This window comes from Pectobacterium cacticida (genome assembly GCF_036885195.1).
In the GTDB taxonomy this organism is placed as follows: domain Bacteria; phylum Pseudomonadota; class Gammaproteobacteria; order Enterobacterales; family Enterobacteriaceae; genus Pectobacterium; species Pectobacterium cacticida.
Genome location: NZ_CP133656.1, coordinates 4,065,677 through 4,078,579 on the forward strand (window position 1 = coordinate 4,065,677; position 12,903 = coordinate 4,078,579).

General features: G+C 51.8%; 11 protein-coding genes. All 11 read left to right on the top strand.

The genetic code is table 11. From position 1 onward, the window contains the following. Positions 1-58 precede the first annotated feature (58 nt). The 11 genes from RFN81_RS18460 (at position 59) to RFN81_RS18510 (ending at position 12,878) form a co-directional block, all read left to right on the top strand. The gene (locus tag RFN81_RS18460) at positions 59-2,134 is read left to right on the top strand and encodes a TonB-dependent copper receptor (RefSeq protein ID WP_264499040.1); all 2,076 of its coding nucleotides are present in this window, start codon (positions 59-61) and stop codon (positions 2,132-2,134) included. A 282-nt stretch (positions 2,135-2,416) separates the two neighbouring features. After that, positions 2,417-3,457 carry a phosphate ABC transporter substrate-binding protein PstS gene (pstS, locus tag RFN81_RS18465; protein WP_264497196.1) on the top strand — a complete coding sequence of 347 codons (1,041 nt, stop codon included), beginning with the start codon at positions 2,417-2,419 and terminating at the stop codon, positions 3,455-3,457. Between the two features lie 159 nt (positions 3,458-3,616). Beyond that, complete coding sequence (gene pstC / locus RFN81_RS18470) at positions 3,617-4,576, top strand: phosphate ABC transporter permease PstC (protein ID WP_264497197.1); 960 nt, start codon at positions 3,617-3,619, stop codon at positions 4,574-4,576. Beyond that, positions 4,576-5,463: a phosphate ABC transporter permease PstA gene (gene pstA / locus RFN81_RS18475; RefSeq protein ID WP_264497198.1), complete on the top strand. Its 888-nt coding sequence runs from the start codon at positions 4,576-4,578 to the stop codon at positions 5,461-5,463. The genes pstC and pstA overlap by 1 nt, the downstream gene beginning before the upstream one ends. A gap of 101 nt (positions 5,464-5,564) precedes the next feature. Continuing rightward, positions 5,565-6,338, top strand: coding sequence for a phosphate ABC transporter ATP-binding protein PstB (gene pstB, locus RFN81_RS18480; protein ID WP_264497199.1), 774 nt, complete (start codon positions 5,565-5,567; stop codon positions 6,336-6,338). 12 nt (positions 6,339-6,350) lie between these two features. Further along, positions 6,351-7,079 (top strand): phosphate signaling complex protein PhoU, encoded by a 729-nt coding sequence (gene phoU / locus RFN81_RS18485; protein ID WP_264497200.1) that lies wholly within the window; start codon positions 6,351-6,353, stop codon positions 7,077-7,079. 338 nt (positions 7,080-7,417) lie between these two features. Beyond that, entirely contained in the window at positions 7,418-8,959 is a 1,542-nt protein-coding gene (locus RFN81_RS18490; RefSeq protein WP_264497201.1) for an ABC transporter substrate-binding protein, read from the top strand. A 190-nt stretch (positions 8,960-9,149) separates the two neighbouring features. Further along, positions 9,150-10,067 carry an ABC transporter permease gene (locus tag RFN81_RS18495; protein WP_264497202.1) on the top strand — a complete coding sequence of 306 codons (918 nt, stop codon included), beginning with the start codon at positions 9,150-9,152 and terminating at the stop codon, positions 10,065-10,067. 9 nt (positions 10,068-10,076) lie between these two features. Then, positions 10,077-11,009, top strand: coding sequence for an ABC transporter permease (locus RFN81_RS18500; protein ID WP_264497203.1), 933 nt, complete (start codon positions 10,077-10,079; stop codon positions 11,007-11,009). A gap of 10 nt (positions 11,010-11,019) precedes the next feature. Further along, the gene (locus RFN81_RS18505) at positions 11,020-12,009 is read left to right on the top strand and encodes an ABC transporter ATP-binding protein (RefSeq protein ID WP_264497204.1); all 990 of its coding nucleotides are present in this window, start codon (positions 11,020-11,022) and stop codon (positions 12,007-12,009) included. Next, positions 12,006-12,878 carry an ATP-binding cassette domain-containing protein gene (locus RFN81_RS18510; protein ID WP_264497205.1) on the top strand — a complete coding sequence of 291 codons (873 nt, stop codon included), beginning with the start codon at positions 12,006-12,008 and terminating at the stop codon, positions 12,876-12,878. The genes RFN81_RS18505 and RFN81_RS18510 overlap by 4 nt, the downstream gene beginning before the upstream one ends. Positions 12,879-12,903 lie beyond the last annotated feature (25 nt).

Below are 12,903 nucleotides of genomic sequence, written 5' to 3' on the forward strand. Positions count from 1 at the left end.
TTAGCTCATCTCTTGATGGGCCGGATGGGCTTACGCCAGAAAAACAGTAAGGGATATGATGAAAAAACATGATGTTGTACTGACACCAATCGCTTCTATGGTTTTGTTAGCACTTCTTTCGGGGACAACGTTCGCCGATGAGCCGCACAGCCATGAGCAGAACGAAGGCCCTGTTATGATCGTAACCGCGCCCCTTTCTTCGCCCCTGGAAATCGTCACTTCACCCAAAACGCCGCGCCAGCCTGTCCCCGCGAGCGATGGTTCCGATTACCTGAAAACGATTCCGGGTTTTTCGCAGATTCGTAACGGCGGCACCAATGGCGATCCGGTCTTTCGCGGCATGTTCGGCTCACGCTTGCGTATTTTGACCAACAACGGAGAAATGCTGGGTGCCTGTCCGGCGCGCATGGATGCGCCCAGTTCATATATTTCCCCGGAAAGTTATGATCTTATGACGTTTATTAAGGGGCCGCAAACCGTACTGTGGGGGCCGGGAAATTCAGCCGGAACGCTACGCTTTGACCGTGAGCCGCCACGATTTGACCAACCCGGTATTCAAGGTTCGGCCAGCCTGCTATCTGGCTCAAACCGCCGGTGGGATCAAAATGCAGACATTAGCGTAGGCAGTGAAGAAGGCTATCTGCGGTTGATGGGAAATAAATCACGTGCTGATGACTATAAAGACGGCGCTGGCAAACGTGTACCGTCAAAATGGGATAAATGGAATGGCGATATGGCGCTCGGTTGGACGCCAGACAAAGATACACTGATTGAGCTAACGGCGGGAAAAGGGGATGGCGAAGCCCGTTATGCCGGCCGGGGGATGGATGGCTCCCAGTTCAAGCGAGAAAGTCTGGGAATGCGCGTTGAGAAGTCCAATATCGGTGAGGTCTTTGACAAATTTGAGGCCAATGTTTATTACAACTACGCTGACCACGTTATGGATAATTACTCACTGCGTTCACCGGGGGGGATGACTACGCCTGGCGGAACGGGGCACGGCGGCGGATCGATGGGATCAGGAATGGGGTCCTCGATGCATTCCGGTGCCAAGATGATGATGAACGGGCCAATGGCGATGGAGCTCGATCGCCGAACGGTGGGCGGCCGCATGATGGGAACCTGGCAGTGGTCAGACGTGGAATTGCGCAGCGGTGCGGATACGCAACTTAATACCCACCGCAACAAAAGCAATGCAGGGTGGACGAAAGATGCCCGCTTCCATGATTATGGCGTGTTTAGCGAGCTGACATGGATGGCTACAGAGCACAGCAGCGTTATCAGCGGAGCGCGTCTGGATCGGGTGATTGTCGATAATTTCACCCAAACAGGTTCCTCTAAACGCACTGATACGCTGCCGGCGGGGTTTGTCCGTCTTGAGCATCATCTTGCTGATATTCCAGTCATGTTTTATGCCGGAGTGGGCTACACCGAGCGATTTCCCGACTATTGGGAGCTATTTTCGCCCAAAAAGTATTGGCCGGATGGATCTACCAATACGTTTGACCGTGTTAAAACGGAAAAAACCACCCAGATTGATATCGGTGCGCAGTACAAAGGCAGCCAACTCAATGGTTGGGTATCGGCTTACGTTGGGCGGGTAAACGATTTTATTCTCTTTCGCTACGATCCCACCAATCCGCGTGACAGTCAGGTCGATAACATAGACGCCACAATCATGGGAGGGGAAGCTGGGGTAAGCTATCAGTTAACCGACGCGTGGAAAACAGACGCCAGCGTAGCCTACTCCTGGGGTAAAAATACCGATGACCACCAACCGTTACCACAAATCCCGCCGCTGGAAGCGCGGCTGGGGTTAACCTGGGAAAAAGGGGATTGGAGTAGCGCTGGGCTATTACGTATCGTCAGCGCGCAGCATCGAACCGATAACAATAATGGTAATGTCGTCGGGAAAGATTTCGACCACAGCGCCGGTTTTGCGGTCTTTTCTGCGAATGCGGCTTATCGGGTCAATAAACACGTTAAGCTAAGCGCCGGGGTAGACAACTTATTTGACAAGGCCTATAGCGAGCATTTAAATCTGGCGGGTAACAGCAGCTTCGGCTATTCGGCGAATACGTCGGTTAACGAGCCTGGACGAACCTTCTGGGCTAAGCTGAATGTTACATTCTGATGAGATCCCGGCTCTCTGAGCCGGGAAAGTCGATGGGGTTGATGATCTGTCTCCCCATCGATTGACTCACTGTTTTTTATCAGCACCGATCTGAACCGGTATTCTGGTCGGCGGTGCTTACTTTTTACCTGTACATCTTCATTGTCATAAAACTGTCACATTATCTACATTTTACTGTCACTGAATTGTCCTATTTTTCCTTCTGCAAACTACACTCTGATTTGATAACTCTGATTGATAACGGCTCCACGTTGACACGTCGAGTATCCCACAGGAGGGATTATGAAACTGATGCGTACCACTCTTGCCAGTGTTGTTGCGGCAACTCTTTCTCTAACGGCATTTTCTGCTTTTGCTGCTGCTAACCTCACCGGCGCTGGTGCGACATTCCCAGCGCCTGTTTATGCCAAATGGGCTGATTCCTACCAAAAAGAAACCGGTAATAAAGTTAACTATCAAGGGATTGGATCTTCTGGCGGTGTAAAACAAATTATTGCTAAAACGGTAGATTTTGGTGCTTCCGATGCGCCGTTGTCTGACGACAAATTAGCGCAAGACGGTCTATTCCAGTTCCCAACCGTGATCGGCGGCGTGGTGCTGGCAGTCAACATCCCGGGTATTAAAACTGGCGATTTAACGCTGGATGGTAAAACGCTGGGTGATATCTACCTGGGTAAAATCAAAAAATGGAATGACCCGGCTATCACTAAACTGAACCCGAACGCCAAACTGCCGGATCAGGATATCGCCGTGGTTCGTCGTGCTGATGGTTCAGGAACCTCTTTCGTGTTCACCAGCTACCTGTCTAAAGTAAACCCTGAATGGAAAGAGAAGATTGGCGCCGGCTCTACCGTAAACTGGCCGACCGGTCTGGGTGGTAAAGGCAACGATGGTATCGCCGCGTTCGTACAACGTCTGCCTGGTTCTATCGGTTATGTTGAATACGCGTATGCTAAACAGAATAACCTGGCTTACACCAAACTGGTTTCTGCTGATGGCAAAGCGGTCAGCCCGACAGGCCCTAACTTCAGTAATGCGGCTAAAGGGATCGACTGGAGCAAGTCATTTGCTCAGGATCTAACCAATCAAAAAGGCGCGGATGCCTGGCCGATCACGTCAACCACGTTTATTCTGGTTCATACTAAACAGGATAAACCTGAGCAGGGCGCTGAAGTGTTGAAATTCTTCGATTGGGCGTTCAATAAGGGTGGTGAGCAAGCTGAAGCGTTAGATTATGCTACGTTGCCACAAGAAGTTGTTGAGCAAATCCGCGCAGCATGGAAAACGCAGATAAAAGATAGCAGCGGTAAAGCGCTGTACTAATTTAGCGTATCCATCGTGTTGGTAACCAGATCATGATGAGGTTGTCAGATTCTGGAAAATAAGCAGTAGAACAACAGGTTGTATCGGGGCGGAGAGGTGATGGTAACTTCTCTGCCTTCAATAGCTTATTTAATGTTGTTAAAACGAGAAGAGAGACGTATGGCTGAGTACAAGCCAACTATCAAAGCCCCGGGGAAATATGGCGATATCCTTTTCGGCACGCTGGTAAAACTGGCGGCGCTGGTCACGTTGCTGTTATTGGGAGGCATCATCGTTTCCCTGATTGTGGCATCCTGGCCGAGCATCGAAAAGTTTGGTTTTGCCTTCTTGTGGACGAAAGAATGGGATGCGCCCGCAGAACAATTTGGTGCGCTGGTACCGATTTACGGTACTGTCGTGACCTCGCTTATTGCACTCATTATCGCCATCCCGATTAGCTTCGGGATTGCGTTATTTCTGACTGAACTGGCGCCAGCATGGTTGAAACGCCCGCTTGGCGTGGCGATTGAATTACTGGCGGCCATTCCGAGTATTGTTTATGGCATGTGGGGGCTGTTTATTTTTGCGCCGCTATTTGCCAAGTATTTCCAGCAGCCGGTAGGTAACGTCCTATCCGGCATTCCTATTGTTGGTTCGCTGTTTTCCGGCCCGGCGTTCGGGATCGGTATTCTGGCGGCTGGCGTCATTCTGGCTATCATGATTATCCCTTATATCGCCGCGGTTATGCGCGATGTGTTTGAGCAGACGCCAGTCATGATGAAAGAGTCCGCTTATGGTATTGGTTGTACTACGTGGGAAGTGATCTGGCGCATCGTGTTGCCTTATACCAAAAATGGCGTTATCGGCGGAATCATGTTGGGGCTGGGGCGCGCTCTGGGCGAAACCATGGCTGTGACCTTTATCATTGGTAATACCTACCAACTCGATAGTGCGTCGTTGTATATGCCCGGCAACAGTATCACCTCCGCGTTGGCGAACGAATTCGCCGAAGCCGAATCCGGGCTGCATACGGCCGCGTTGATGGAGCTGGGGCTGATCCTATTTGTGATTACTTTTATCGTACTGGCATGCTCAAAATTGATGGTGATGCGACTGGCAAAAAATGAGGGAGCGCGCTAATGGCGACCTTAGGTATAGAACAAGAAACCGCACTGGCGCGTTCGCGGCGTAAAATGCAGGCCTGGCGTCGACAGAAAAACCGTATTGCACTGTGTCTATCCATGTCTACGATGGCTTTCGGTCTGTTCTGGCTGATCTGGATTCTGGTTTCTACCATCACCCGCGGCTTTGATGGTATGTCGTTGGCGCTGTTTACCGAGATGACGCCGCCGCCAAATACGGCGGGTGGTGGTCTGGCGAATGCCATCGTCGGGAGCGGGTTGTTAATTTTATGGGCGACGCTGCTGGGGACGCCGTTGGGCGTTATGGCCGGTATCTATCTGGCGGAATATGGCCGTAAATCCTGGATTGCCGAAGTGACCCGTTTCATCAACGACATCTTGTTGTCAGCACCTTCCATTGTGGTGGGCCTGTTTGTCTATACCCTTGTGGTGACAAAGATGCAGCATTTCTCCGGCTGGGCGGGCGTGATTGCGTTAGCGCTATTGCAGGTGCCGATAGTGATTCGTACCACGGAAAATATGCTCAAACTGGTGCCGGATAGTTTGCGAGAAGCGGCTTACGCGCTGGGGACACCGAAATGGAAAATGATTTCTGCGATTACGCTGAAAGCTTCCGTATCCGGCATTATCACCGGAATATTGTTGGCCATCGCGCGTATCGCCGGGGAAACCGCGCCATTGCTGTTTACATCGTTGTCGAATCAGTTCTGGAGTACGGATCTGATGCATCCTATTGCTAACCTGCCAGTCACTATCTTTAAGTTCGCCATGAGTCCGTTTGTCGAGTGGCAACAGTTGGCCTGGGCGGGGGTATTGCTGATTACGCTGTGCGTTCTGTTACTCAATATCTTAGCGCGTGTTATTTTCTCGGCGAAGAAACATTAGGTTGCTGAAAAAGCAGTTTGCTAAAAATCGTTCTTTTCTGGGAAACGTTAAACAAATTCAAGGCGTTGCCCGACAGCGCCAGGTAAAAGAGAGAAGTCTTGATGAGTATGGCTACTGAGACATCCTACAAAATTCAGGTTCGCGATCTGAATTTTTATTACGGAAAATACCATGCGCTGAAAAACATCACGCTGGATATTGCTGCGAATCAGGTTACTGCGTTTATCGGCCCGTCTGGCTGTGGTAAATCCACGCTGCTGCGCACCCTGAATAAAATGTATCAGCTTTATCCTGAACAGCGCGCGGAAGGCGATATTCTGTTGGATGGCAATAACATTCTAACGGATAAGCAAGATATTTCTCTGCTGCGGGCGAAGGTGGGAATGGTTTTTCAGAAGCCGACGCCGTTTCCGATGTCCATTTACGATAACATCGCGTTTGGCGTCCGTCTGTTTGAGAAATTGTCTCGTGCCGACATGGATGAACGTGTTCAGTGGGCGCTGACTAAAGCGGCACTGTGGCAAGAGACCAAAGACAAACTGCACCAGAGCGGCTATAGCCTGTCTGGCGGTCAACAGCAACGTTTATGCATTGCGCGCGGCATTGCGATTCGCCCGGATGTGTTGCTGCTGGATGAACCCTGCTCTGCTCTTGACCCGATTTCTACTAGCCGCATTGAAGAGCTGATTTCCGAGCTGAAAAAAGATTACACCGTGGTTATTGTTACGCACAACATGCAGCAGGCGGCGCGTTGTTCCGATCATACGGCGTTTATGTATTTGGGTGAGCTGATTGAGTTCAGCGATACTGATACCCTGTTTACTGCTCCGCGGCAGAAACAGACTGAAGATTACATCACCGGTCGTTACGGTTGATTAGGAAGCATCATGGATAATCTGAATCTGAACAAACACATCTCCGGTCAGTTTAATGCCGAATTGGAACATATCCGTACCCAGGTTCTGACGATGGGCGGGCTGGTGGAGCAACAACTGAGTAACGCAATTACCGCGATGCACAATCAGGATGCGGAGCTGGCTCAGCAGGTCATTGAAGGTGACGATGACGTTAACATGATGGAAGTGGCCATCGATGAAGCCTGCGTGCGCATTATTGCGAAACGCCAGCCTACCGCCAGCGACTTGCGTCTGGTGATGGCGATCATCAAAACCATTTCTGAATTAGAACGTATCGGCGATGTGGCGGATAAAATCTGTCGCACCGCATTGGAGAAGTTCTCCCATCAGCATCAGCCGCTGTTAGTGAGCCTGGAATCCTTGGGGCGTCACACCGTGCAAATGCTGCATGATGTACTAGATGCTTTTGCTCGTATGGATCTGGATGAAGCGATTCGTATTTATCGCGAAGATAAGAAAGTGGATAAAGAGTACGAAGGCATTGTGCGCCAATTGATGACGCACATGATGGAAGACTCTCGCACTATCCCCAGCGTATTGACCGCGTTGTTCTGTGCTCGCTCTATTGAGCGTATCGGCGACCGCTGTCAGAATATTTGTGAATTTATCTTCTACTTCGTCAAGGGACATGATTTCCGTCATCTTCGTGGTGATGCGTTGGAAAAACTGCTGGTGCAGAAAGATAAGAAAGCGGAATAGTCAATCTGCGTTCAATATAACACTCACGCCCTGCAAGCAGGGCGTGAGTGTTATTAATCTAAAATTTTCTAGCACGGTGATCCGTGTCTGCTTTTTCATAGTGCAGTGTTAGCCTGGTATGCACTATTGACGTACCGAGAATCGCAAAGAAATACTTATCGTAGACCCCGATCGTGTTATTTATTGATGCCCAGTATTCAAAAATAAAGCACGCCACGACTACGGTTTCTCCTTTTTAGAAAGGCATCCCCTAAAATCAGTAAAGATATAAACCGACGATTGGCTTCAGTCTTGCAATAAATACCTGGTGTCTTTTCACTGATGGTATGGAGAATAGCATGATGCATTCCCTAGCAAGACTGATAAATAAATATACCTTATCCGTATTACTAATGAGTTTCGCCTCACAGAGTTATGCGGGAAAACAGAACGACACGTTAGTTTATGCCTCGGATAACGAGGTAGAAAATGTTAGCCCCTATCACAACACGCTCCGTGAGGGCGTCATTATTTCGAATTTGGTTTGGGATCGCCTTATTTATCGCGATCCCAAAACGGGAGAATATAAACCCCAATTAGCCGCAAGTTGGGCGTGGGATTCACCGAAAATATTGGTTCTGCACCTACGTAAAGGCATTAAATTTCACAACGGCGATGATTTTACCGCAGACGATGTAATTTATACGTTTAATAATATTGCCGGGAATAATACCGGATCGGTAATGCCGCAGAGTGTTAACTGGATTAAAGAAACGGAAAAGGTAGATGACTATACCGTAAAGTTGCATCTGGCCAAGCCTTTCCCCGCGGCGTTGGAGTATTTATCCGGTCCGACGCCGATTCTTCCGGCTAAATATTTTCAGCAGGTTAAATTAGCCGGTTTCAGCAAGGCGCCGATAGGCACCGGACCTTACAAAATAACCAGCGTGACGCCGGGTCAGGGGGTCACAATGGAAAAGAATCCCGATTACTTCAAAGAAAGTCCGATCGGGCAACCCAAAATCGGCAAGCTGAAATTTGTGGTTATCCGCGATCCGGAAACGCGGCTGGCGCAGTTGATGACTGGGCAGGTCGACTGGATCTGGCGCGTGTCAGCGGACCAAATGCCGTCACTGGAGGCGATGCCGAACATCACGGTAAAAAGTGGCGAAACCATGCGGGTCGGTTTCCTGGCGCTGAATATTAACGCCAGCGGAGCGGGAGGGGCGCCATTAAAAGATTTGCGTGTTCGTCAGGCGATAAACTACGCCATTAACCGTAAAGGGATTGTCGATAACCTGGTGCAAGGAGGGAGCCAGCCAGTTTATTCCGCCTGTTTCCATGCTCAGACAGCGTGTAATACCAGCAAGGTTATCCAGTACGATTACAACCCGGAAAAAGCGAAACAATTGCTCGCCGAGGCGGGCTATCCCGATGGGTTCGATACCGATATCTGGGCTTACCGTGAGCGTGATTACGCGGAAGCGATTATTGGCGACCTGCGCAAAGTCGGCATTCGCGCCCGCCTGCACTATGTACAGTACCAGGTGATGTCCGCCGATTTGATCTCAGGTAAAGCGCCGATAGGGATCCGCACCTGGGGATCGTATTCCATCAATGACGCTTCTGCGTTCGTTACGCCCTACTTTGGTGGCAAAGGCGACGACATATGGAAAGATGCCGACGTCACCAGCATGTTGGAAAAAGCCGACCAAAGCATCGATCCAAACGTTCGCAGCGCGCAATATGCCGATTTATTGGGCCGTATTTCCTCTCAGGCCTATCTGGCGCCGCTGTTCTCCTACTCAACAAACTATGCGTTTACCTCCGATCTGAACTTCGATAGCTGGCCGGATGAGCTGCCGCGTTTTGCCATGGCTAGCTGGAAGGATACCCAATAGATTTCAAGTTGCAGGAAGGCGGCAACCGAGGGAATCCCCAAGAGCTTACACCAGTAAGTGATTGGGGTGAGTAAGGGCAGCCAACGCATCTGCGGCTTGAAAGATGACGGGTATAAAATGTTGCCGGGGAATCAATCAGCGCATTGGTTCCCGGTTCCCTCTGGCATCTGATGATAACGAGGAACTGGTCATGATTGTCTATATATTACAGCGGCTTCTGGTGGCGCTGGCGGTGTTGTTTACCGTTGCCGTCATCAGTTTCTCCCTCTTGAACCTTTCCGGCGATTTGGCCGCCGCCATTGCCGGGCCGGACGCCTCAGCCGATGTCATTGAAAGTATTCGGGTTCAACACGGGCTGGACCAGCCATTAACCACGCAGTTCATGCACTGGATGTGGGCGGCGCTACATCTCGATTTCGGGCGCTCTTTCTATTTTGAAAATACGGTTATGGAGCTAATTGGTCAGAGAATGCCGGTGACGCTCAAGCTGGGCGTAGTTTCTCTGCTGCTGGCGCTGGTAGTGGCGATTCCGCTTGGCGTATTGGCGGCGGTATTTCGTGATACCTGGATTGACCGATGCGCCATTTTTATCTCGGTTATTGGCCAGGCCATGCCGAATTTCTGGTTTGCCCTGATCCTGATTCTTATCTTTGCCGTTGGGCTCAAGTGGGTGCCAGTGGCAGGGAATACGAGCTGGCATAACTTTGTATTGCCAGCGGTGGCGTTGGGCTATTACGCGATGCCGTCACTGATGCGGCTGACCCGCTCCGGGATGCTGGATGTGCTGGGTTCGGATTATATCCGCACCGCGCGGGCGAAAGGGTTGAGCGCCTTTAACGTGATTGTTAAGCACGGTTTGCGTAACGCCATTATTCCTGTGGTAGCGCTGGCGACGGTTGAACTGGGCTTTATGTTGGGCGGGTCGGTGGTCATTGAATCTATCTTCGCGCTACAGGGATTAGGGCAACTGGCGTGGGACTCCATCTCCCGAAATGATTTTCCGGTGGTGCAGGCCATCGTATTGATTATTTCCGTGTTTTATATCGGGCTGACATTTTTGGCGGATGTGCTTAATGCGGCGTTAGATCCGCGCTTACGTACCCAATGAGGAGCAGCCATGAAAACTTCATCATCACTTTCTTCAACGTTAGCGGCGAAAGCGCCGGTGCTTGAATCAGGGCTGACACCGAAACCGACGTGTCTGCGGCGTGGACTGACGGCCATTCTGGGTCATCACAGCATGACGCTGGGGCTGATTATTCTCGCTGTCATTATGGTGGCGGCGATCTTCGCTCCGTTTATCAGCCCGCACGATCCCTATGCGCAGGACGTCAGCCAGCGTTTGATACCGCCGGTCTGGCACGAGAAAGGAAGCTGGGATCACCTATTGGGCACCGACAAGCTGGGGCGTGATTACCTAAGCCGCTTGCTGTACGGCGCGCGCGTCTCCCTGATTATCGGGCTGGTCGCCGTGGTGGTCTCCGGGTTTATCGGTGTCACCTTGGGGGTACTGGCGGGCTACTTCGGCGGGCGCGTCGATGCTGTCGTCAGCTACATTCTGACCGTTCGTCTCTCCATGCCGGTAATTCTGGTGGCGCTGGCGACCGCTGCGTTGGTGGGCGGCTCGGTAAAGGTGGTTATCCTATTGCTCGGTTTACTCTTGTGGGACCGTTTTCTGATTGTTTCGCGATCGGTGACTCGTCAACTGCGTGAGGCTGAATTTATCGCAGCGGCCAGAACGCTGGGCGCATCGTCGCTATTTATCATGCTGCGAGAAATCCTTCCCAACCTGATCGGGCCATTGACGGTAGTCGCGACGCTGGAAATTGCCCACGCCATTTTGCTGGAAGCCACGCTCTCCTTTCTTGGCTTGGGCGTTCAACCGCCGATGCCGTCCTGGGGGCTGATGATCGCCGAAGGTAAGGCTTATATGTTTTTTCAACCCTGGGTGATTCTGATTCCGGGCATTGTGTTGGCGATCGTCGTGTTGGGGATCAATCTGGTAGGCGATGGCCTACGTGATATCACCGCGCTGGACGGGCGTAACTGAGGAAATGGCCATGACGAATGACATATTGCTGGATATAAAAAACCTGCGGGTCGCTCTGCCCACCTCCCAAGGGACGTTGCACGCGGTGCGGGGGATTGATTTTTCGGTCAAGCGGGGGGAGATGCTGTGTCTGGTAGGCGAATCGGGCTGTGGTAAATCCATGACTTCGCTGGCGTTGATGGATTTACTGCCGCGTAAGGCGGTGCGTTCGGCGGACAGAATGCGTTTCAAGGGAATGGATTTACTGACGCTGCAAAAGCGGCAGATTACCGCGTTGCGCGGCGATCAAATATCGATGATTTTCCAGGAGCCAATGACCTCGCTCAATCCATCTTTCACTTTGGGAAACCAGCTTTGTGAAACGCTGCTGGCGCACCGCAAGGTATCACAGGCCGAAGCCAGAGACAGGGCGGTGTATCTGATGGAGCGGGTGGGGATTCCAATGGCTTCCGCACGATTGAATCAGTATCCCCATCAACTTTCTGGCGGCCTGCGTCAGCGCATCATGATTGCCATGGCGCTGATGTGCGAGCCGGCGTTGATTATCGCCGATGAGCCCACTACCGCGCTGGACGTAACGATTCAGGCGCAGATTTTACGGATGTTGCGCGAGCTTCAGCAGGAACTGGGTACGGCGGTGATTTTTATCACACACGATCTGGGCGTCGTGGCGCGTATCGCCGATCGGGTGGCGGTAATGTATGCCGGACAGATTGTAGAAACCGCGCCGGTAAGAGCCTTGTTTACCCAGCCGCAACATCCCTATACCCGCGCATTACTCGACTGCATCCCCGTACAGGGGAAAACCGTGCCCGGCCAACCGTTGAAAGCGATCTCGGGCGTCGTGCCCAGCCTGATCGGCGAACAACAAGGCTGTGCGTTCAGCAATCGCTGTACCTACTGTCGTGACGTTTGTCGCCAGGATGCGCCTTATGTGCATGTGACCCCCGACCATGAGGTGCGCTGCATTCGGGCGTTGAAGCCGGAGGAAGTCGCATGAACCGTCAAACGCATCAGGAACCTGGCCCTACGGCACTGCCGACGCATATTCCTGGCAACGATGATATCGCGCTGGAGCTATGTGCGCTGACCCGGGTGTTTCGCTTGAACCGCGGCCTATTTTCCCGTGCGGGCGAAATTCGCGCGGTCGATAACGTTTCTTTGCGCGTGCGTCGCGGTGAAACGCTTGGGTTAGTGGGCGAATCGGGGTGTGGAAAAAGTACGCTGGCAAAAATGCTGTTGGGATTGCTTGAACCCACGTCCGGTAATGTGTTGATCGAAGGGCGCGAGATTGACATCAGCCAGCGCAAAGAAATGGCTTCCCGCATTCAGCCTATTTTTCAGGATCCCTATTCCTCCCTGAATCCGCGGCGAACCGTCGCCAACATTGTGGAAGTCGCCCTGAACCTTCATGGCATCGGCACCCCGGATGAGAGAAAGGCGCGGGTTAAGGAGATGCTGGATGTGGTGGGGATGCCCGCCCGAACGCACAACCAGTACCCCGGCCAGCTTTCAGGGGGGCAGCGTCAGCGGGTAGCGATTGCGCGGGCGCTGATTCTGCGGCCTGACATTCTGATTTGCGATGAACCCACATCGGCACTGGATGTTTCCGTACAGGCGCAAATCCTCAATTTGCTGCTTGAACTCAAACAGGAATTCGGCCTCACCTATCTACTCATCAGCCATAACTTATCGGTGGTAGAACATTTGGTCGATCATGTGGCGGTTATGCAGCAGGGGACGATTGTCGAACAGGGAACGCGTGAACAGGTTTTTCACTCGCCGCAGCATTCGTATACCCGATCGCTACTGGCGTCGGTACTGACGCCCGATCCGGAATTGGGTATTCCAGATATTGAACGGCATTAACCCTTGGAAAGAGGATAGATGGACC